Below are 18,896 nucleotides of genomic sequence, written 5' to 3'. Positions count from 1 at the left end.
ACGGCGGAGGCGGCCGCATGAGGGCGCATCTGGAGGTCGAACGGCGGTTCCTGGTCCGCGAACCGTCGGTCGTGCACGGCACCGAAGGCATCGAGATCGCCCAGGTCTACCTGTTCGCCGACGAGCACACGGTGCTGCGGGTGGGCCGCAGACACGGCGGCTGGCGGCTCACCGTCAAGGACAGCGGCAGCGGTCTGGTGCGCCGTGAGTACCACGCCGAACTGCCCGAGGAGTTCGGCACGGCGCTGTTCGCCTCGTCGTCCGCCCGCCGTTCGGTCAAGCGCCGGTACCTGGTCCCGTACGCCGGCCGGGAGTGGCTCGTCGACGTGTACCGCGACGGCCCGGTGCTCGCCGAGGTCGAACTGCCCGCGGCGGACGCGGAGCTGGCCGTGCCCGCGTGGTGCGGCGCGGAGGTCACCGGCGATCCCGCCTACGCCGACCACGCCCTGGCCCGGAAGGCGGCCGAATGAGCGCCCGGCAGCGGTCGTTGCTGCTGTTCAAACCGGACGCGGTCGCGCACGGCATGGCCGACCAGGGGGTCGCCGACGTGTGCGCGGCCGGGCTGCGGCTCGTCAGCCGCCGCCGGTTCGAGATGACCGAGGGCCAGCTGGCCGGCATGTACTACCGGATCTTTCCCGACGAACGCGCGCTCACCGCGGGGCTGTTGCGCCGCTACCTGGTCGGCCGGCCGATCGAGACGGCGGTGGTCGAGGGACCGGAGGCGCTGGCCCGGCTGCTGGAGTACAAGGCAGCGGCCCGCGCCCGGCTCGGCGCGTTCATCTACGGCAACTTCGTGCACTGCCCCGACAGTGTCGAGGAGGCCGAGCGGCAGATCGAGGTCTTCTCCGGTGACGGGCTCGGCGGCGGTTTCCGGCCGACGACCACGCGGTGGCGGGACTGGTCGGTGGCCGGCTGCGAACGGGCCCTGGACGGCGTGTGGGCGGATGCGGCCGAACGCGGCCGGGCCCGCCCGGCCGCCTGGACACCCTGGCCGCGGGCGGCCGGGCTGCGCATCACCGTGCCGGCCCGCTGGGAGATCGCCTTCGACGACATCGCGGTCTTCCTCGCCCGCCTGCTCGGCACCGACGAACCGGGGTTCGGCGTACGGGCGACGCTGGCCGCCCTCTACGACCCGGGCGGCCTGGCGACCCCCGTCACCGGGGAACGCGCCACCGAACTGGCTGCCCAGGTGCGGGAGTTCGGGCTGCTCGCGGCGGTACCGGCCCAGGACCGCGCACTCGTCCCGGGGGAGCCACGATGACCACGGCGTTCCTGTGCCAGGGCTGGCCGCGCGGCCTGGCCGCGGTGGTGCGGAAGGTCCGCGCGGCGCGTCGGGAGCCGGGGCCGCTGGTGCTGCCCACGGAACTGGCCGGGCGCTGGCAGGAGCAGAACCCTGCCGCGGGCCGCGCCGTGCTCGGGGTGCCGTGGGCCGAGCTCGACACCGGTGCGCTGTCGGCACGGTCGGTGCGCCGGATCCGGGCCGCCGGCGTCACCGGATTCGCCGCGTTCCGGGGGGACGGCACCAGGCTCGACCGGGCCGCGGCCGTACGCGCCGCGGCCCGCGCCGGAGCACGGGAGCTGCTGCTGCCGGACGGGCGGCGGGTCGGGCGCGGGGCGCTGCTGGCGGCGCTGCTGGGCCGGACCTGGCCCGTGACCCGGCCGCCGGAGCTGTTCGACCCGGTGACCGGGCGGGCGCTGCCCCGCGGCGGCGCCTTCGCGGGGGTGGACGCCCTCGGCACGCTCGACGTCGGCCCGCTGGGCTTCCTGCGCATCCCCGGCATGGTGGAACCGGCGTCGCTGGAGCCGGGCGCCCGGCACCGGGTGGTGCTGCTCGGCGGCAGTGTCCTGTACGGGCTCGGGCAGCCGGACAACTCCCGTACCATCCCCGCCGCGTTGCACCGGCGGATGCCGGACAGCGAGGTGCTCTGCTTCGCCGCTCCCGGCGAGTGGTCTCGGGGCGAGTCAGCCCTGCTGCTCTACCGGCTGCGGCACTGCCGTCCCGATGTGGCCGTCAGTCTCTCCGGCTGGAACGACTTCAACAACCTCTTCGCCATGCGCCTGGTGAACGGGCCCGGCGCGGAGATGCTGAACTGGACCTTCCACGACCACCAGCACTTTCTGCGCCTGCACGCCCCCCGGGAGGCGCGGAACGTCGGCCTGCCGTTCGCCCGCAAACCGTCCGTCGTCCGCCGGCTGCCCCTGGACTCGCTGGCCTTCCCCTCCTCGGGTGCCGGACTGCGCGCCGGGGTCTGGCTGGAGAACCAGGCGCTGATGGCCACGGCCTGCGCCCGGGACGGCATCCGGTTCGTGTGCGCGCTGCAGCCGCACTCCCTTCTCCACCCGGCCCTGGGCGAGGAGTTCACCCGGGCCTGGGTGCAGCGCCACTACGACCACCCGTTCACCGATCGCGCCACCGTCTTCGACGACTACGCACAGACGATCGACGCGGTGTACGACACCTACCGGGATGGGCTGAAGCGGCTCGCGAAGGAGTTCCCCGGCGCCGTCTTCCTCGATCTCTCGACGGTGTTCGAGAAGGAGACGCGGCCCTGCATGATCGACGGGGTGCACCCGACCGCACATGGAGCGGCCCTGCTGGGCGACGCGCTCGCCGACGCCGTGGCGCCGGACCGGACCCGGTAGGTCCGGGCCCGGGTCAGCACGCCGTGGGCGGCGGCGGGACGGCCCCCGACACGCTGGACGCGGCCGAGGCGGCCCGGCGGATGCGGCGCGGGTGCAGTCAGGTCCCGCGCCTGTTCGGTCGCCTTCCTGTGGAGCCGGGTGTCGGTGGGTGGGCCTGCGCGTCACGCGGCCGGATCGGAGCCGACCGCGGATGCCCACGGGCGGTCCGACCAGCCGCCGGACGATCCGGGGTGCGCCGTGTCCGGGGTACGGCACGGGCTCGGCGTGGTCGGCCGATGCGGCAGGCCGGGGGTCACAGGGTCGCTTCGTAGGGGTTCCGGTTCTCGGGGACGAGGGGTGTGGTGGGGGCGGTGCTGGAGACGGAAACGGTTTCGCCGCAGGAGACGGCCTCGTCGATGGACGCCATGATGTCCAGGACGTGGTAGCCGAGGTCTCCGGTGGCGATGTGCGGGTGTCCGGCACGGATGGCCCGGGCCATGTCCAGGACGCCCAGACCCCGGCCGGCCTCGATGCCGACCGGAGTGACGGTCTCCCACTCCGGTTCGCCGCCCCGTCGCGGGACGCGGGTGATCCTGACCTGGCCGGCGAAGGTGTTGGGATCGGGCAGGACCAGTGTGCCCTCGGTGCCGGTGACCTCGACGAATCCGGTGCGGGTGAGCGGGGAGTCGAAACTGAACACGCTCTGGGCGACCGCGCCGCCCGCGAACCGGGCGAGTGCGGAGACGTGGGTGGGGACGCCCACGGTGAACTCGGCGCCGGCCCGTCCGCCGCTGCGCACGGTACGGACCGGGCGGGCGGTGGAACCGAGCGCGGCGACCCGGGCGACCGAACCGAACAGGCAGACCAGGGTGGTGAGGTAGTAGGGCCCCATGTCGAAGAGGGGGCCGGCGCCCCTGGCGAACAGGAACTCGGGGTCGGGGTGCCACAGATCCGGTCCCGCGTACTGCATGACCGTCTGCGCGGACAGCGGGGTGCCGATGTCGCCGCGGGCGACCGCCCGCAGGGCCGTCTGGAGCCCGGGGCCCAGAATCGTGTCGGGGGCGACTCCGGTCCTGAGACCGGCCTCGGCCGCCTGGTCGAGCAGGGCCCGCGCGTCGGCCCGGTCGGTGGCGATGGGCTTCTCGGACCAGACGTGCTTGCCGGCGGCCAGGATCGCCGAGCTGACCTCGGCGTGGACGGCGGGGATCGTCAGGTTGACGACGATCTCGGTGTCCGGGTGGGCGAGGACGTCCGCGGCCGTCCCCCACTCCTCGACGCCGTACTTGCGGGCCTGGGTCTCGGCACGCACGGTGTCGAGGTCGCCCACGACGGTCACCCGTATGTCGGGAAACCCGGTGAGGTTGGTCAGGTACTGGTCGCTGATGTTCCCGGCGCCGATGACACCGACACCGACCGGGCGCTGTGCCGCCATCAGACGATGCCCTTCCCGTTCAGGTAGGAGACGCCCGCCGCGACGCCCTCGAAGATGTCGCCGTCGTAGTGGTCGAACTCGATGACGGCGTACTCGGCGTGCGAAGCCGCGGCCAGTGACTCGTCCAGCCGTATCCGTCCGCGGCCGGCGGCGACCTGGCGGGTGTCGGCCGGGTCGAAGGGGGCGCCCGAGGTGAACGGGTCGTCGATGACGGGACCGTCCTTGACGTGCAGGGCACGTACCCGCGAGCCGAGGCGATCCAGCAGGGAGACGACGTCGTTGCCGCCGGCCGAGGCCCAGAACAGGTCGATCTCCAGGACGACTTCGGGGCTCAGCCGGTCGGCGAAGAAGTCGAAGGCGTTGAGGCCGGCGACCGTGTGGACGAACTCCTGCGAGTGGTTGTGGTAGCCGACGCGCAGCCCGTGGTCGGCGGCCCGTTCGGCGGCCTCGTTCAGAAGATCGGCGGTGCGGGCGATCTCCTCCTCGTCGGCCCACCGGGCCGCGGGGACGAACGGGTCGAACAGGATCTCCACGCCCAGCCGCCGAGCGGCCCGGAACGTCTCGTCCAGGGAGGCCGCGGACGCTCCGTCGGCCGACAGGAAGCCGGCGTGGCCGGTGGGCGCGGACAGGCCGTGCCGGGCGAGTGCGTCGGCGAGTTCGCCTGCGCGGTGCACGAAGGCGAAGGCCTCTACGTTGCGCAGGCCCAGGGCGGCCAGGCGGCCCAGGGTCGCGTCCTGGTCGGCCTCCAGGGCATGGCGTACGGAGTAGAGCTGGACCGACATCCGCGGTGTCGACATGGGACTCCTCTCGGGGTGGACTGCCGGGGAACAGAATACCGACAGGGGTGATGGTTTCTATAGGTCGTTAGCATCTCGTTCATGGCACGGGACACGGCGCGGCAGGGAACGGCCCCACGGAACTACCCCAAAGGGCAACGGCGGCGCGCCCAGATCATCGAGGCCGCGTTCACCGCGTTCGGGCAGGTGGGCTACCGCAACGCCAGCATGGTGCAGCTCGCCGCCGCCTGCGGGGTCTCACGCGCGGGCCTGCTGCATCACTTCCCGACCAAGGAGTCGCTGCTGGAGGCGGTCCTGGAGGAGCGCGAGCGCCAGGACGACGAGCACTTCTTCCAGTCCGGTGCGGTCACCCAGGACGGCCTGGAGTACTTCGCCAGCATGATCCGGCTCGTCGCGCACAACCAGGCCAACCCGCTGATCGTGAGCCTGTTCGCGGTGCTGTCCAGTGAGGCCACCGCGGCCGACCATCCGGCGCGCCCGTACTTCGTGACCCGCTACGAACGTGCCCGCCGGCAGATGCAGTCGGCCGTCGACGACCTGGCACGTCGCGGTCTGCTGCGTCCGCACGTGCAGGCGCCGGGGCTGGCGGCGGACCTGATCGCGTTCATCGACGGTCTCCAGATCCAGTGGCTGCTCAGCCCCGACGCCATCGACATGCCGGGGCACCTGCGCACGCTGCTGCGCAGTCTCGTCAGGGTCGAACTCGCTTAGGTCCACGGCCCGTCGGGGCCGTGATGAGAGGACGGGTGGGCGTGGACGTGTACGAGGCCGTGGACAGCCGGCGGGCGGTGCGCGCGTTCAGCGACGAGCCGGTGCCCCGGGCGGTGCTCGAACGGGTGCTGGCCGCGGCGCGGCGGGCGCCGTCGAGCGGGAACCTCCAGCCCTGGCAGGTGTACGTCGTCACCGGCGAGCCGTTGGCCGGACTGAAGCGGGAGGCGACGGCCAGGGCGCGGGCCGGCGACCCGGGCGACGAACGGGAGTACCCGATGTACCCGGCGGAGCTGGCCACGCCGTATCTGGACCGCTTCGCCGAGGCGGCGGCCCAGCGGTACGCGGCGCTGGGCATCGACCGCCAGGACCCGGAACGCCCCGTGAAGATCACCGCGTTGAACACGGAGGCGTTCGGGGCGCCGGTCGTGCTGTTCTGCTACCTCGACCGCGCGATGGGCCCCGGCCAGTGGGCGGACGCCGGGATGTACCTCCAGACGGTCATGCTGCTGCTGAGGGCGGAGGGGCTGCACAGCTGCCCCCAGGTGATGTGGACGACGTACCGCGAGACCGTGGGCCGGCTGGTCGGCGCCGATGACCGGCTCGTCCTGCTGTGCGGTCTCGCCGTGGGCTTCGAGAGGGAGGGCGCGCCACGGGTCCGGACCGGACGGGCCGAGGTGACCGAGACGGTACGGTTCATCGGGACCTGAGCGGACCCGCGGGTCCGCGGGTCCGGGTGGGGCGATGTGCTTGAATGCCGGGCATGGACGGCTCCGCCCGCATGTGGATCAGCGCGATCCCCTCGCTCGACCCGGACACCCGGGAAGTGATCCTCGACCTCGACCACACGTCCGACGATCCTGCCGAGCGGATGGTCTGCACGCTGCTGAACCGCGGCCACGAGGGCGAGGCCGGAGTGTTCTACCTGCTGCCGGAGGATCTCTCGGCCCGGTACGAGCGGACGGGGAACCGGCTCTCGGTGTCCCTGCTGGCCCGTCGGGACGTTCTCGCCCAGGACCTGGCCTCGCGTCCGGCCGCGTCGGGTGCGCACCTCGACCGGCTCCCCCGCGACCCGCTGCACGACGGCCGTGTCGTCCTCGTGCGCCGGGAGACCGTCACCGACTTCGTGCCCGCCGAGCGGGACGGTTTCCAGCAGCCCGTGGTGCTGATCGACCACGACGTCGCTCACGACACCGACCGCGGCGACGGACCGGTCACCCTGGCCGAGTTGCTGAGTCTGTTCGAGAAGCAGGAGGTGGGCGTCGCGGTCGTCGCCGCGCCCCAGGCACCGCCGGCCTGACCTGGTCGGCCGGCGTCCCGCCGTCCGGTGGGCGGGCGCCGGTCAGAGCGGGGACGTGCCGGTCACAGGTGGAACAGGCGGGCCGCGTTGTCGTGGCACACCGCCCGCAGCCACTCCTCGCCGAGGTCCAGCCTCTCCAGGGCGTGGAGCTGGTGCACGTAGGGGTAGGGGATGTTCGGGAAGTCGGAGCCGAGCAGGACACGGTCGCCCAGCGCGGCGATCCGGGGCAGGGCCCGGGCCGGGAACGGCATGAACCGCTCGGTGAAGTCGGTGAAGGCCATCGTGGTGTCCAGCCGCACCTCCTCGTACCGCTCGGCGAGGTCGAGGAACTCCTCGTACTCGGGCATCCCCATGTGCGCGATGATCAGCCGCAGCCTGGGGTGCCGCGCCAGCACCCGCGCGGTCGGACCGGGGCCGGCGTGCTTGCCGGGGACGGGACCGGAGCCGCAGTGGATCACGACCGGAATCCCGGCTTCGGCCAGCAACCCCCAAGCCTGGTCGAGGAGTTCGTCGGCCGGGTCGTACGCGCCGACCTGGACGTGCGCCTTGAACACCCGGGCGCCCGCCTCGACGGCCGCACCGACGTACGCCTCGACGCCGGGCTCGGGGAAGAGGGTCGCCGTGTGCAGGCAGTCGGGGGTGCGGCGGGCGAAGCCGACGGCCCAGTCGTTCAGCCAGGTCGCCATGCCGGGCTTGTGCGGGTAGAGCATCGCGGTGAAGGCCCGCACGCAGAACTCCCTGAGAACTGCGGTGCGTTCGGCCTCCTCCCGCCGGTAGGTGATGGGCCATTCCAGGTCGCCGATCAGCGGTCCGTTCGAGTCGAAGTAGTTCCAGACCTTGTGCAGGACACGCTCGGGCATGAAGTGGGTGTGGACGTCGATCAGCCCGGGAAGGCCGAGCCGTTCCCGGAACCGGCGAACCTCGCCGGGCTCGTCCGTCCCGCCGGGCGCCGGTGAGCCCGCACCGCGGGCGGGGCCGTGGTCGGAGCCGTGGGCGCAGGGCGGTTCGTCGGGGGCGGCGGGTTCCGTGCGGTGATCGTTCATACCTCCCACGATCGGTGCCGGTGAGCGCCGAGTCCAGTCCCTGCCGGCCGTCGCGGCGTGCGCGGCCGCCGTACCTCCCGGGGGCGGCCCTCAGGACAGGTAGCCCTCCACCTGGGACGCGGGGCGGACGTTCGCCTCGCCGGGGTCCTGCCCCACCGCGGCCCTGGCCCGGCGCTGCCGGAGCAGGTCCCAGCACTGGTCGAGTTCCGTCTCCAGACGGGCCAGGAGGGCGTGCTCGGTGGTCCCGTCGATCTCCTGCTGTGCCATGCGATCACGCAGGTCCTTCTCCTGGCTGATCATTTCCGTGATGCGGCCGAGGATCTCCTTCTCGGCCTCGGACTCTGGTCCTGTCATGACTGCCTCTTTCCGGACGGCGGACTGGATCACGGCTACGACGGGGGCGTGCACCGGTACGGCGACATCCGCCCCGGCCCCACCACACCTCTACCTTCTCTCACCCGGCCCCCGGCCGCATCGGCGGGGGGAAAGCCGTTGCGCGGGTCCCGGCCGGTGCGTTTCTGGCCTGTCGCACCGGTGACGGAAAGTCAAATTCCGTTGTGTGACGTGGAATTCAGGTGGGACGACTGGCGCTGCACGCCTACTGGCGGGTAAGTCATGGCTCTGTCATCTTCGGCAACTCGTGTCACAGCGAAGGGATATCCCGTGCGTCTGCGCCCCATGCGCATCCTGTGCTGTTCCGCCGTCCTCGCCCTGTCGGCGCCCGTGTTCCTCCCGGGCACCGCGTCGGCCGCGGTCCCGGCCTCCGCGGTCTACCTCCAGAACTACGTCACCGGCCTCGACGCCGCCGACAGCAGCGGTACCGTCGCCGCGCACAACCCCAAGGGCAACGAAGACCACCAGCAGTGGACCGCCGTCGCGGTCAGCGGTGGCTACCAGCTCCAGAACGCCGACGAGTCCGGCACCTGTCTGGGCCGCAGCGGCACCGCCGCGGTCACCGCCGCCTGCGGTGCGGACGGCACCACCTGGACGATCACCGCCGGCGCGGACAGCACCTACTCGGTCACCGTCCCCGGTACCTCCCAGTACCTCACCGGCTCCTCCTCGGACTCCGCCGCCGTACAGGTCGGCTCCTCCGGCGACCTCGCGCGCTGGTACCTCACCCCGGTGTCCTACGCCACCACGGCGATGCCCTCCGCGGACACCCGCACCCTCGACCAGGTGACCTTCCTGACCGCCCACAACGCCTTCGCCAACAGCTCCGACGGCAACTTCGCGTCCTTCCCGGTCAGCCTGTTCCCCAACCAGAACTACGGCATCAGCCGGCAACTCTCCGACGGCGTGCGCGGCTTCATGCTCGACGACTACACGGTCTCCGGTCAGGCCGTGCTCTGCCACAACAGCTGCGACGGTGTCAGCAGCCCCGTTCCGCTGGCCACCGACATCCAGCGCATCGTCGACTTCCTCAAGGCCAACCCGGGCCAGTTCGCCACCGTCTTCCTGGAGGACTACGCCTCCTCCGACGTGCTGAAGTCCTCGCTCGCCTCCGTGAGCGGCCTGTCCGACGTGCTGTACCGGCCCGATCAGGAGGGCGTGGCCGCCAAGGGCTGGCCCACCATGGCCGATCTCGCGGCCCGCGGCAAGCAGTTGCTGATCTTCAGTGACCGGACCCGGGCGAGCGACACCGCCAACGGCTGGACCACCCGGGACACGTTCGGGGTGATGTACCAGCGCGAGTGGACCGTGGAGAACTACTGGTCCATGGGCGGCGGCCTCGGTTCCTCCGACTGGTCCTGCTACAGCCGGTGGGGCACCGACAGGCCGCTCACCACGGACTCGTCCGCCTTCCACCCGCTGTACGTGATGAACCACTTCCGCGACTACCCCATCGCCTCCACCGCCGCCACCGACAACGGCAAGGTCCTCAACCGGGCGCAGAACTTCTGCACCCCCGCCGCCCGGAAGAAGCCCAACTACCTGGCCGTGGACCGCTACGACACCGGGTCGCCCACCCCGCTGGCCGCGGTGGGCACCCTGAACACGTACATCCTCACGCCGGGGCAGTGAACGACGGCCGTCCGGGGCGGCGGACCACCGCCCCGGACGGTACGGCCCCTTCGAGAGCCCACGCGACCACGCGACCACGTGCCCACGCGACCGCTCCGACGGTCGGTGGCCGTGGCGGAGCCGGCTGCGGGTCAGCCCCGGTCGGCCTCGGGCAGGACCGGGGCGACCGCGGCGCTCCGGCCCGACTCCGGCTCCGACTCCGACTCCGACTCCGTGATGCCCTGCCCGGTGATCACCTTCGAGGGGCGGTCGCCTCGGTCCATGAGGCCGCCGGTGACGGCCAGCCCCAGCCCGGCCGCCGCGAGGACCGCGCCGACCAGGTTGGGCGCGGCCCAGCCCCAGCCCGCCGAGATGACCAGGCCGCCGAGCCAGGCGCCGGCCGCGTTCGCCATGTTGAAGGCGGAGTGGTTGGAGGCCGCCGCCATCGTCGGGGCGTCCTTGGCGTTGATCATCAGCAGCATCTGGACGGGCGTGGTGATGAGCGCGCCCATCGCTCCGATGAAGGTGACCGTGACCAGGGCCGGCACCGTGCTGTGGACGGTGAAGTAGAAGGTCACCAGCGCGGCCCCCAGCAGGACGATCCCGGCGTACAGCGTCGGGCGCAGGGCGCGGTCGGTGAGCGGGCCGGCGAGCAGGGTGCCGACGGTCATGCCGACGCCGTAGAGGGCGAGGACCCAGGTGGTCGAGGCGTCGGAGATGCCCGTCAGGTGCGTGAGCATGGGGACGAGGTAGCTGTAGACGGCGAAGAAGCCGCCGAAGCCGACGACGGCGGTGGCCAGACCGATGAAGACCTGCCGGTTGCCCATGGCCCGCAGTTCCTGCCGGATGCCCGCCTGCGGACCGCGCGGCTGGTGGGGAACGAGGAGGGCGAGCGCGAGGAGCGCCACGAGGCCGATGACGGCGACCGCGCAGTAGGCGTACCGCCAGCCAAGATGCTGGCCGAGGGCGGTGCCGGCGGGGACGCCGACGATGTTCGCGATGGTGAGGCCGAGGAAGATCCGGGAGACGGCGCGTGCCGCACGGTCCGGGGCCACCAGCCGGGAGGCGACGACGGCGCCCACGCCGAACAGGGCGCCGTGCGGCAGTCCCGCCAGGAAGCGGGCGGCGAACAGCAGGCCGAAGTTCGGGGCGAGCGCGGAGGCCGTGTTGCCCACCACGAACAGCCCGGTGAGCAGGAGCAGCAGCCGCTTGTGCGGGACGCGCGCACCGATGCCGGTCAGCAGGGGGGCGCCGACGACGACGCCGAGGGCGTAGGCCGAGACGAGATTGCCGGCGTGCGGGACCGACACCCCGACGCCGTCCGCTATCTGGGGCAGCAGGCCCATGGTGGCGAACTCGGTGGTGCCGATACCGAACGTGACGACGGCAAGGGCCAGCAGAGCCAGAGGCATGGTGAGCGGGGGAACCTTTCGGGGACAGCGGGTCCGGGCAGGGGGGAAGCCGGTCGGCACGCAAGAGCGTCTCCGTCTTCCGTGGCCGGCCGCACCGAGCGCCCTTGCCCAGCCGAGCCCCAAGAACGTTGCAGCGGGATGCGGCGAGCGCGCATTCCCGGATCGGCTCGCCCAAGGGTATGACCTGCGTCACACGCAGACGGCGGGACCTACTGCTCCACGGTGGCCCGGCGGCACTCCGCGCACAGTCCCCACCAGGTGATCTCGGCCTCGTCGACGACGAAGCCCCGGTCGTCGCCGGGGGTGAGGCACGGTGCCGCGCCGACGGAGCAGTCGACGTCCTCGATCAGACCGCACCGGCGGCAGACGAGGTGGTGATGGTTGTCCCCGACGCGCAGTTCGTACCGGGCGGGCGAGCCCGCGGGCTCGATGCAGCGGACGAGCTGTGCCTTCGCCAGGTCCTCCAGCACGTTGTACAGGCCCTGCCGGGAGAGTCCGCCGGCCTCGGCCCGGTCCGCGCCGATCCGCGTCTCCAGGTCGGCCGCCGTGGAGTGCGGATGACCTTGCAGCGCGGTCAGGACGGCCCTGCGCTGGGCCGTGCTGCGCAGGCCCGTGCGCTTGAGCAGGTCACCCGCCGGCTGCTCCATGGTCATGTCGTTCTCCTACGGCATACCGACCGTTCCGCCCCCTGAGGGCACGATACAGCCAGAGTTGACTCAGTCAGCTCTACGCGGCCTCCGCCGTGCGGCAGGTGCCGCAGACCAGGCGCCGGGACGGGAGGGCGCTCGTCATGGGGATCACCCCGATGGGGCGCTGGACGGTGGTCCGCACGACCCGGGAGTGGTCGGCGCAGGCGAAGAGGCCGCAGCGGGTGCAGGCGCCGATTCCGTCGCGGTCGTGACGCCCCGCCTGGGCGCAGTCGTAACAGTGCATGTGGCTTCCCGATGAGAGGGCCCACCCGCTGGTGCGGTGGGGGTGCGTGATGGCCGTGCGCCGACGGGTCTCGCCACCTCGGCACGCATCGAACATAACCGGCCAGTTTTGACAGAGTCAAGTTTAGAGAGCGGGTCGGAGCCTCTGGACCACCCGGACTTGTTCACGCCGCGGACGACAGCGGCGAAGCCGTCGCGGCCCGGCTCCAGGGAGCCGACCGATGAGCCGCCGGCTCGTGCTCGCCGGGAACGTGATCGCCGACGTGGTCATCGAGATCCCCGCGCTGCCGGGCGCTCGGGCAGCGGCTGGCGCCCGGGGCCGGGGTGCTCGTCCGGGCCGACAAGGGCGGCTGCCGGCTGGCCGCCCCCGGTCGGGCTCCCGTGCACGTACCGGGTTTCCCGGTCACCGCCGTGGACAGCAACGGTGCGGGCGACGCCCACGTGGGTGCGTTCCCCGCCCTGCCGGGCGAGGAGTTCGACCCACTGACGGCGGCGCGCGGCGCCCACGCGGCGACGCCCACGCGGCGGCGGCCTGTGCGGTGACCCGGCGCGGTCCGGCCACGGCGCCCGGCCGGACGGAACTGGCCGCGTTCCTGGCCGGCGACCCGCCGGCCGACCGGCTTTCCTGACGTACCCGCGGATCTCGACGACGTCGTCGGCGGGACCGGGAAGAGACCGTCGCCGTCAGGTCGTTGAACGCCAGGCCGCGGTCGGTGTGTGACCGGCCGGCGGCTCGTCGGCGAAGGCCTGTCCCAGTGAGGAAGAGCGGTGATCACGCGATGAAGGCGGTCCGGTTCCACACGTACGGCGAGATCGACGTGCTGCGGGTGGAGGAGGTCGAACGGCCGGTGCCCGGGCCCGGGCAGGTGCTGGTCGAGGTGCGCGCGGCCGGGATCCAGCCCGGCGAGGTGATGATCCGCAGGGGTGCCCGGCACGGCCGCTGGCCCGCGACGTTCCCCTCCGGGCAGGGCAGCGACCTGGCCGGCGTCGTGGTGGAGACCGGGCCCGAGGTACGCGGCTTCGCGGTGGGCGACGAGGTGCTCGGCTTCACCCACGGCAGGGCGAGCCACGCCGAGTACGTCGTGGCCGAGGACGTGAACCTGGTGGTCCGTCCGGACGGGCTGCCCTGGGAGGTGGCCGGATCGCTGTACGTGGCCGGCACCACGGCGTACGCGACCGTGTTCGCGGTGGACCCCCGGCCGGACGAGACCGTCGTGGTGTCCGGGGCGGCCGGCGGCGTGGGATCGCTCGCCGTACAGCTCGCGCGGCGACGCGGTGCCATCGTCATCGGACTGGCGAGCGAGCCGAACCACGCGTGGCTGGCGGCCCACGGCGTGGTCCCGGTCGGCTACGGGGAGGGCGTGGCCGACCGGATCCGGAAAGCCGCCGGCGACAGGCCGGTCGACGCGTTCATCGACACCTTCGGCGACGGCTACGTGGACCTGGCCGTGGACCTGGGCGTGCCGCCCGAACGGATCAACACCATCCGCGACTGGCAGGCCGCCGCCAGAGTCGGGGCCCGGACGTACGGGGAGGGCTCGGCCGCGTCGGCGGTGGTGGTCGGTGAACTCGCGCGGCTCGCCGCACGGGGCGGGCTGGAGGTCCCGATCGCCCGCGTCTACCCGCTGGCACAGGTGCGGGACGCGTTCACCGAGCTGGAGCAGGGGCACGCCCACGGCAAGATCGTGCTCCGGCCGTAGTCCCGGCTGAGCGGGCGGGGCGCAGCAGGCATGCTGGAACCATGGTGCTCGCCGTGCTCTTCGCCGTCCTGGGTGCCGTCAGCAATGCGGCGGGCACGGCCTTCCAGCGCAAGGCCGCGTCCACCGTGCCCGGCCGCAGCGGGCTGCGCCTGCTGCTGGTGCTGGTACGGCGGCCCGCCTGGGCCATCGGTATCGCAGGGGTGACGGGGGCCGCGGTGTTCCAGGCGCTGGCCCTGGTCAACGGGCCGATGGCCTTGGTCCAGCCGCTGTTCATGCTGGAGCTGCCGTTCGCGCTGCTGATCGCCGTACCGCTGATGCATCGCCGGCCGAGTCCGGAGGGCTGGCGGACGATCGCGGTGGTGGTGGCCGGACTGGCCCTGCTGCTCGCCGCGGCGGCCCCGTCCGGCGGCCGTCAGCAGGCCTCCATGCAGCGCTGGATCCCGGTTCTCGCCCTCGTCCTCGGCGCCATCGCGGTCGCGGTGCTGCTCGTACGGTCGTCCTCGTCGCCGCTGTTCCGCGCGGCGGCCCTGGCCTCGGGAGCCGCGCTCGGCAACGCGCTGACCGCCGCCCTCATGAAGTCGGCCACCGGCCGCCTCGCGGACGGCGGGCTCACCGCGTTCCTCACCACCTGGCAGACCTACGGCTTCGCGGTCACCGGGATCGCGGCGCTGATGCTGCTGGAGAACGCGTTGCAGGCCGGTCCGCTCGTGGCCTCCCAGCCCGCGCTGACGATCGGCGACGCGGCGGTGAGCCTGCTGCTGGGCGTCGCCCTGTTCGACGAGTCGGTCCGCACCGGGTGGTGGCTGCTGCCCGAGGTGGCCGGTGCCGGTCTGATCCTGTGGGGCGTGACCCGGCTGACCCGGGTGGTCCCGCACCTCGTCGACGTCATGCGGTGAGGCTGCCACCGGGAGGCGGCCACCGGACGGCCGGGGGCAGTTCAGTGGCCGTTACACAGGCCGCCGTCCGCCACACCGACCGCCAGTGCGATGATCATAGGAGTGGGGCTGGAAGAACTCGTTCGGCGCCGGACGCGCCGACCCGTCACGCCGTGATCCGGCGTCCCTGACCACCGAGTCGACTTTCCACGCCTCCGGAAGGGGAAACAGAGTGTCCGTGTTCCAGCGCATCCTCGTCGCCGTCGATCCCGGCCCCGCCCGCCACTCCGCCGTACGGCTGGCCGGCGAGCTGGCACAGCTGACGAACGCCGAGGTCCGCGTCGTACACGTCATCGCCACCGCCGCCTCCATCGCCGCGGTCGTGCCCCTGGAGGAGGACACCGAGGCCAGGGCCGTGCTCGACGAGGCACTGACGGTGCTGCGCGACCAGGGCGTCAAGGCCGAGGGGACTCTCGTCAGGGGGCTGACCACGCAGGTCGCGTCCGCCATCGCCGAGACGGCCGAGGAGTTCGCGGCCGATCTCATCGTCCTGAGCCCGCACCACCGCGGCTCCGTCGAGGCGCTGTTCGACCCGCGGGTCAGCGACGCCGTCGCACACCGCACCAACACGGCGATCCTGCTGGCCCCGGAGGCGCGGGACGAGGCCTGACCACACCCCGGCCGTGCGCCGTGCCGGTGCGGTGGGCGCTGCCCGCTAGCGGCGTCGCCAGGGCAGCGCCTCCTGCCGGTCGCTGTCGGCGTCCATGCGCTGGAGGGCGGTGTTGACGGCCTCGCCGATCGCGGCGAACTGGGTCACCTGCTCCGGGGTGAGGGCGTCGAAGACGGCCCGGCGGACCGCCTCGACGTGGCCGGGGGCCGCGCGCTCCAGGAGGCTGATGCCCGCCGGGGTGAGGACGGCGTGCTGGTTGCGGCGGTTGACGGGGTCCTCGCGGCGGTCGACGTAGCCGGCCTCCTGGAGTCGGGTCACGGCGTGGGTGAGACGGCTCCGGGTGATCTTCAGGCGTTCGGCCAGCTCGGACATGGTCAGGCTGTGGTCCTTCACCGAGGACAGGTGGGCGAGCAGGGTGTAGTCGGCGTGGGTCATCCCCGCGTCGCGCCGCAGCTGGCGGTTCAGGTGGTCGGACAGGTGCGTGGAGAACTGGACGTAGGCGAGCCACGCCCGTCGTTCTTCGGGGTTCAGCCAGCGCGGCGTCGTGGTCATGGCCGCAGCCTAGCGAGGTACGTTTGAATATTCACGCGGCCGGCTTCCCGCCCCTGCCCGTGGCCCTGCTCCTGCCCCGGGGAGCGGCACATCGCCCACGACCGCCTGCCGCGCCCGGCCCGGGGCAACATGCCGACGGCGCTGCGCGCTACCCGCCGCCTCCGGGGCGTCGGGCGGGCGCTCGGCCGGGACGCGGGTTCCGGCCGCGGCCGCGGGAACGTTCGTCGCCCATGCTCCCGTCAACCCACCGGCCAGGCCGACGCGCCGGCCCGGTCGGCGTGTCCGACCGTCGCCGGGCGGGCTCGCTCAGGCGCCGACGTACTGTGCGAGGTGCTCGGCGGTGAGGGTCGAGCGGGCGGCCACCAGGTCGGCCGGGGTGCCCTCGAAGACGATCCGGCCGCCGTCGTGGCCGGCGCCGGGGCCGAGGTCGATGATCCAGTCGGCGTGGGCCATGACCGCCTGATGGTGCTCGACGACGATGACCGACTTGCCGGAGTCGACCAACCGGTCCAGCAGGCCGAGGAGCTGCTCGACATCGGCGAGGTGCAGACCCGCGGTCGGCTCGTCGAGGACGTAGACGCCGCCCTTGTCGGCCATGTGCGTGGCCAGCTTGAGGCGCTGACGCTCTCCGCCGGACAGCGTGGTGAGCGGCTGGCCGATCGTGAGGTAGCCGAGGCCGACGTCCTTGAGCCGCTGGAGGATGCGGTGGGCGGCCGGGGTGTGCGCCTCGCCCGCGGCGAAGAACGCCTCGGCCTCGGTCACCGGCATCGCCAGCACCTCGCTGATGTCCCGGCCGCCGAGGTGGTAGTCGAGGACCGACGCCTCGAACCGCTTCCCGTCGCACTCCTCGCAGGTGCTGGCGACGCTCGCCATCATCGCCAGGTCGGTGTAGACGACCCCGGCGCCGTTGCAGGTGGGGCAGGCGCCCTCGGAGTTGGAGCTGAACAGGGTGGGCTTGACGCCGTTCTGCTTGGCGAAGGCCTTGCGGATCGGGTCGAGCAGTCCGGTGTAGGTCGCCGGGTTGCTGCGCCGGGAGCCGCGGATCGCGCCCTGGTCGACGGAGACCACCCCGGCGCCGGCCGGGATCGAGCCGTGCACCAGGGAGCTCTTGCCGGAGCCCGCGACCCCGGTCACGACGGCCAGCACGCCGAGCGGGATGTCGACGTCGACGCCCTGGAGGTTGTGGGCGGACGCGCCGCGGATCTCCAGGGCGCCGGTGGGCTTGCGGACCGAGTCCTTGAGGGCGGCCCGGTCGTCGAAGTGGCGGCCGGTGATGGTGCCGCCGGTCCGCAGCGCCTCGACGGTGCCCTCGAAGCAGATGGTGCCGCCGCCCGCGCCCGCGCCGGGGCCGAGGTCGACGACGTGGTCGGCGATGGCGATGACCTCCGGCTTGTGCTCCACGACGAGCACGGTGTTGCCCTTGTCGCGCAGCCGCAGCAGCAGGCCGTTCATCCGCTGGATGTCGTGCGGGTGCAGGCCGGTGGTGGGCTCGTCGAAGACGTAGGTGACATCGGTGAGCGAGGAGCCGAGGTGGCGGATCATCTTGGTGCGCTGCGCCTCCCCGCCGGAGAGGGTGCCGGCCGGCCGGTCGAGCGAGAGATAGCCGAGGCCGATCTCCACGAACGACTCCAGGGTGTGGTGGAGCGTGGCGAGAAGGGGTGCCACCGAGGCTTCGTCGAGGCCCCTGACCCACTCGGCCAGGTCGCTGATCTGCATCGCGCAGGCGTCGGCGATGCTGATCCCGTCGATCTTCGAGGAGCGGGCGCCCTCGCTCAGCCGGGTGCCGTCGCACTCGGGGCAGGTGGCGAAGGTGACCGCACGCTCCACGAACTCGCGGATGTGCGGCTGCATCGACTCCTTGTCCTTGGAGAGCATCGACTTCTGGATGCGCGGGATCAGACCTTCGTAGGTCATGTTGATGCCCGCGATCTTCATCCGGGTCGGCTCCCGGTGCAGGAAGTCCTGCAACTCCCTCTTGGTGAACTTGCTGACCGGCTTGTCCGGGTCGAAGAAGCCGGACTCGGCGTAGAGGCGGGAGTTCCAGCCGCCGCCCTTGTAGCCGGGGACGGTGATCGCGCCCTCGTTGAGGGACAGGTTCTCGTCGTAGAGCTGGGCCAGGTCGAGGTCGGTGACGGCGCCCCGGCCCTCGCAGCGAGGACACATGCCGCCGGTGATGCTGAAGCTGCGCCGCTCCTTCACCTTCTGCCCGGCACGTTCGACGGTGACGGCGCCCGCCCCGCTGATCGAGGCGATGTTGAAGGAGAACGCCTTGGGCGAGCCGATGTACGGCCTGCCGAGGCGGCTGAAGAGGATGCGCAGCAGGGCGTTGGCGTCGGTGGCGGTACCGACGGTGGAGCGGGGGGCACCGCCCATCCGCTGCTGGTCCACGATGATCGCGGTGGTCAGTCCGTCGAGGACGTCGACCTCGGGGCGGGCCAGGTTCGGCATGAAGCCCTGGACGAAGGCGGGGTAGGTCTCGTTGATCAGCCGCTGCGACTCGGCGGCGATGGTGTCGAACACCAGCGAGCTCTTGCCCGAACCGGAGACTCCGGTGAAGACCGTCAGCCGGCGCTTCGGGATCTCGATGCTGACGTCCTTGAGGTTGTTCTCCCGCGCGCCGTGCACACGGATCAGGCCGTGACTGTCGGCCACGTGCGGTGTGGACGTGGTGGTCCCGGTCTCTGTGGCCATGCTCAAACCCCGTCTTCGTGTGCTGCGCGGCGCCCTGGTCGATGGCCGCCACGCTAGCCGGGGAGGAACAGCGGCGCTTCTCCGTTCCTGACCTGTCCTGCCACCCGGACGGTCGTCCACCGGGTCCCGGACGCCGGGCTACGAAGATTTTGCGTTCT

At 72.4% G+C, this 18,896-nt stretch carries 20 protein-coding genes; 11 read left to right on the top strand and 9 right to left on the bottom strand.

Going from position 1 to position 18,896, the window contains the following annotated elements:
• The first annotated feature begins 17 nt into the window (after positions 1-17).
• From IEZ11_RS26105 to IEZ11_RS26095, 3 genes are read left to right on the top strand one after another with little or no spacing between them, the layout of a single operon-like run.
• Positions 18-470 carry a CYTH domain-containing protein gene (locus IEZ11_RS26105; protein ID WP_189265308.1) on the top strand — a complete coding sequence of 151 codons (453 nt, stop codon included), beginning with the start codon at positions 18-20 and terminating at the stop codon, positions 468-470.
• On the top strand, positions 467-1,261 hold the full coding sequence (locus tag IEZ11_RS26100) for a nucleoside-diphosphate kinase (RefSeq protein WP_189265307.1): 795 nt from the start codon (positions 467-469) through the stop codon (positions 1,259-1,261). Before IEZ11_RS26105 ends, IEZ11_RS26100 begins: the two co-directional genes overlap by 4 nt.
• The gene (locus tag IEZ11_RS26095; RefSeq protein ID WP_189265306.1) at positions 1,258-2,643 is read left to right on the top strand and encodes an SGNH/GDSL hydrolase family protein; all 1,386 of its coding nucleotides are present in this window, start codon (positions 1,258-1,260) and stop codon (positions 2,641-2,643) included. The genes IEZ11_RS26100 and IEZ11_RS26095 overlap by 4 nt, the downstream gene beginning before the upstream one ends.
• Positions 2,644-2,935: 292 nt before the next feature.
• Here IEZ11_RS26095 and IEZ11_RS26090 read toward each other — a convergent pair whose 3' ends face one another.
• On the bottom strand, positions 2,936-4,054 hold the full coding sequence (locus IEZ11_RS26090; protein ID WP_189265305.1) for a Gfo/Idh/MocA family protein: 1,119 nt from the start codon (positions 4,052-4,054) through the stop codon (positions 2,936-2,938).
• Positions 4,054-4,851, bottom strand: coding sequence for a sugar phosphate isomerase/epimerase family protein (locus tag IEZ11_RS26085; RefSeq protein WP_189265304.1), 798 nt, complete (start codon positions 4,849-4,851; stop codon positions 4,054-4,056). The genes IEZ11_RS26090 and IEZ11_RS26085 overlap by 1 nt, the downstream gene beginning before the upstream one ends.
• 81 nt (positions 4,852-4,932) lie before the next feature.
• Here IEZ11_RS26085 and IEZ11_RS26080 point away from each other — a divergent pair, with 81 nt between their 5' ends.
• The 3 genes from IEZ11_RS26080 to IEZ11_RS26070 are packed head-to-tail and all read left to right on the top strand — an operon-like array spanning position 4,933 to position 6,859.
• The gene (locus tag IEZ11_RS26080) at positions 4,933-5,562 is read left to right on the top strand and encodes a TetR/AcrR family transcriptional regulator (RefSeq protein WP_189265303.1); all 630 of its coding nucleotides are present in this window, start codon (positions 4,933-4,935) and stop codon (positions 5,560-5,562) included.
• A 41-nt stretch (positions 5,563-5,603) separates the two neighbouring features.
• On the top strand, positions 5,604-6,269 hold the full coding sequence (locus tag IEZ11_RS26075) for a nitroreductase (RefSeq protein WP_189265302.1): 666 nt from the start codon (positions 5,604-5,606) through the stop codon (positions 6,267-6,269).
• A 53-nt stretch (positions 6,270-6,322) separates the two neighbouring features.
• Positions 6,323-6,859, top strand: coding sequence for a hypothetical protein (locus IEZ11_RS26070; protein ID WP_189265301.1), 537 nt, complete (start codon positions 6,323-6,325; stop codon positions 6,857-6,859).
• 62 nt (positions 6,860-6,921) lie between these two features.
• On the opposite strand, the gene IEZ11_RS26065 is transcribed toward IEZ11_RS26070, so the two are convergent.
• Both IEZ11_RS26065 and IEZ11_RS26060 read right to left on the bottom strand, forming a co-directional pair.
• The gene (locus tag IEZ11_RS26065; protein ID WP_189265300.1) at positions 6,922-7,902 is read right to left on the bottom strand and encodes an amidohydrolase family protein; all 981 of its coding nucleotides are present in this window, start codon (positions 7,900-7,902) and stop codon (positions 6,922-6,924) included.
• Positions 7,903-7,992: 90 nt separating this feature from the next.
• The gene (locus IEZ11_RS26060) at positions 7,993-8,256 is read right to left on the bottom strand and encodes a DUF2630 family protein (protein ID WP_189265299.1); all 264 of its coding nucleotides are present in this window, start codon (positions 8,254-8,256) and stop codon (positions 7,993-7,995) included.
• 324 nt (positions 8,257-8,580) lie between these two features.
• On the opposite strand from IEZ11_RS26060, the gene IEZ11_RS26055 reads away from it, so the two are divergent.
• Complete coding sequence (locus IEZ11_RS26055) at positions 8,581-9,927, top strand: phosphoinositide-specific phospholipase C-related protein (protein ID WP_229713380.1); 1,347 nt, start codon at positions 8,581-8,583, stop codon at positions 9,925-9,927.
• A gap of 131 nt (positions 9,928-10,058) precedes the next feature.
• Here IEZ11_RS26055 and IEZ11_RS26050 read toward each other — a convergent pair whose 3' ends face one another.
• From IEZ11_RS26050 to IEZ11_RS26040, 3 genes are all read right to left on the bottom strand, one after another.
• Positions 10,059-11,318, bottom strand: coding sequence for an MFS transporter (locus tag IEZ11_RS26050; protein ID WP_189265297.1), 1,260 nt, complete (start codon positions 11,316-11,318; stop codon positions 10,059-10,061).
• Between the two features lie 209 nt (positions 11,319-11,527).
• The gene (locus IEZ11_RS26045; protein WP_229713361.1) at positions 11,528-11,971 is read right to left on the bottom strand and encodes a Fur family transcriptional regulator; all 444 of its coding nucleotides are present in this window, start codon (positions 11,969-11,971) and stop codon (positions 11,528-11,530) included.
• Positions 11,972-12,044: 73 nt separating this feature from the next.
• On the bottom strand, positions 12,045-12,251 hold the full coding sequence (locus IEZ11_RS26040) for a DUF2180 family protein (RefSeq protein ID WP_189265296.1): 207 nt from the start codon (positions 12,249-12,251) through the stop codon (positions 12,045-12,047).
• Between the two features lie 323 nt (positions 12,252-12,574).
• On the opposite strand from IEZ11_RS26040, the gene IEZ11_RS52250 reads away from it, so the two are divergent.
• The 4 genes from IEZ11_RS52250 (at position 12,575) to IEZ11_RS26020 (ending at position 15,495) form a co-directional block, all read left to right on the top strand.
• Complete coding sequence (locus tag IEZ11_RS52250; protein ID WP_308426499.1) at positions 12,575-12,793, top strand: PfkB family carbohydrate kinase; 219 nt, start codon at positions 12,575-12,577, stop codon at positions 12,791-12,793.
• 236 nt (positions 12,794-13,029) lie between these two features.
• Complete coding sequence (locus IEZ11_RS26030; RefSeq protein WP_189265295.1) at positions 13,030-13,950, top strand: NADP-dependent oxidoreductase; 921 nt, start codon at positions 13,030-13,032, stop codon at positions 13,948-13,950.
• Between the two features lie 41 nt (positions 13,951-13,991).
• Positions 13,992-14,846 (top strand): DMT family transporter, encoded by an 855-nt coding sequence (locus tag IEZ11_RS26025; RefSeq protein ID WP_189265294.1) that lies wholly within the window; start codon positions 13,992-13,994, stop codon positions 14,844-14,846.
• 211 nt (positions 14,847-15,057) lie between these two features.
• A complete protein-coding gene (locus tag IEZ11_RS26020) occupies positions 15,058-15,495 on the top strand; it encodes a universal stress protein (protein WP_308426498.1) in 438 nt (145 codons plus the stop codon).
• A gap of 45 nt (positions 15,496-15,540) precedes the next feature.
• Here IEZ11_RS26020 and IEZ11_RS26015 read toward each other — a convergent pair whose 3' ends face one another.
• Both IEZ11_RS26015 and IEZ11_RS26010 read right to left on the bottom strand, forming a co-directional pair.
• Positions 15,541-16,047: a MarR family winged helix-turn-helix transcriptional regulator gene (locus tag IEZ11_RS26015; protein ID WP_189265293.1), complete on the bottom strand. Its 507-nt coding sequence runs from the start codon at positions 16,045-16,047 to the stop codon at positions 15,541-15,543.
• Between the two features lie 306 nt (positions 16,048-16,353).
• A complete protein-coding gene (locus IEZ11_RS26010; RefSeq protein ID WP_189265292.1) occupies positions 16,354-18,738 on the bottom strand; it encodes an ATP-binding cassette domain-containing protein in 2,385 nt (794 codons plus the stop codon).
• Positions 18,739-18,896 lie beyond the last annotated feature (158 nt).

The organism is Streptomyces fuscichromogenes (genome assembly GCF_014645815.1).
Classification (GTDB): Bacteria; Actinomycetota; Actinomycetes; order Streptomycetales; family Streptomycetaceae; genus Streptomyces; species Streptomyces fuscichromogenes.
This window is presented reverse-complemented; position numbering and strand designations above follow the sequence as displayed.